This is a genomic window from Clostridium aquiflavi, from assembly GCF_031344075.1.
Classification (GTDB): domain Bacteria; phylum Bacillota; class Clostridia; order Clostridiales; family Clostridiaceae; genus Clostridium; species Clostridium aquiflavi.
The window spans coordinates 1-1,074 of the sequence record NZ_JAVJAN010000102.1; the positions used below are offsets into that span (position 1 = coordinate 1).

Consider the following 1,074-nt stretch of genomic DNA (forward strand, 5'->3'; position numbering starts at 1 on the left):
TTTTTGTTCTAATTCCTTATCTTCAATCAAAAATAAGTATTCTAAAAAATCTGCTAATGCTTTTATTTGTTCTTCATTTTTAACTTTATCATATTCAACTAACTCTTCTGCAAGTTGTATTTTTGCTTTATAAATATCCTCATCTGCTGACTTTGTTTCTAGTAACGTTTTGGCCATTTTAAATACTAATTTAAGTGGATTATCATCACTTATATTTTCTAAGTCTATTTTTTCAATATCTATTGTTCTAAAATTATAAACTAAAATTTCATCTTTTATATTTGGAACTTTATATACATACCTCTTGTCTTTTCCACGTTCACCCTTATATGTATATATAGCTGCTGCAATAACTTCACTTTTATCTTTGTTTTTATATCTAAATTTATCCCATATTCTATAAAAATACCTGAACATTCTTTCACTGAAAACATCTTCATCACTACTATAACTTTGAACTTCAACATGAATAAATAAAATCTTACTATTATTATCCTTAAGCTTTACCTTTATTATTTTATCTGAAATTATCTTTTCTGCACTATCTTTATCAAAAATTTCTCTTTGAATTTCTTGAAGCTCTAAATCTAAACTTTCAGTCCCAAGTTCCCATGCAATTTCATCAAATATTTCAGGGAATAATACTTCTACAACTTCCACCTCAAATGCTTCAAGTATTGTTTTCCATGCTGCATCATAGTCATGCTTCTTTGACAATCTATTCACCCCTTTTAAGAGTCCATTATCTTATATTATTAATACTTTGTTCTATATCTATAATTATATACTATTTAAAACTTTTCTTAAACATAAATATTAAAATTGTTGGCTGTATAAGTTATTCTATTATAAACTTCTTCTTTTGAATCAAGAACATTTCCAAAAGCATCATAATAATATTCATTTCTAACTTTTTGATCTCTATTAGTTATAAATACTGTACTTCCTTGCTCATCAACAGAATAATAATACCTAGGCAAACTGTAATTTATCGAGCTGTTTAAGTGAGAGTCCAAATTTATAATTTGGTTACTCGAACTTACTCCTGCAAACGTATGTGAGCAGTGAGTTTCA

At 26.5% G+C, this 1,074-nt stretch carries 1 protein-coding gene and 1 pseudogene; both read right to left on the reverse strand.

Features of this window, described 5'->3' with window-relative positions; translation table 11 throughout:
* On the reverse strand, window positions 1–717 hold a 717-nt coding region (locus RGC78_RS16110), incomplete at its 3' end, for an Rpn family recombination-promoting nuclease/putative transposase (RefSeq protein WP_309556959.1).
* Window positions 718–803: 86 nt separating this feature from the next.
* Window positions 804–1,074 (reverse strand): annotated as a pseudogene (locus RGC78_RS16115) (hypothetical protein); the annotation flags it as partial.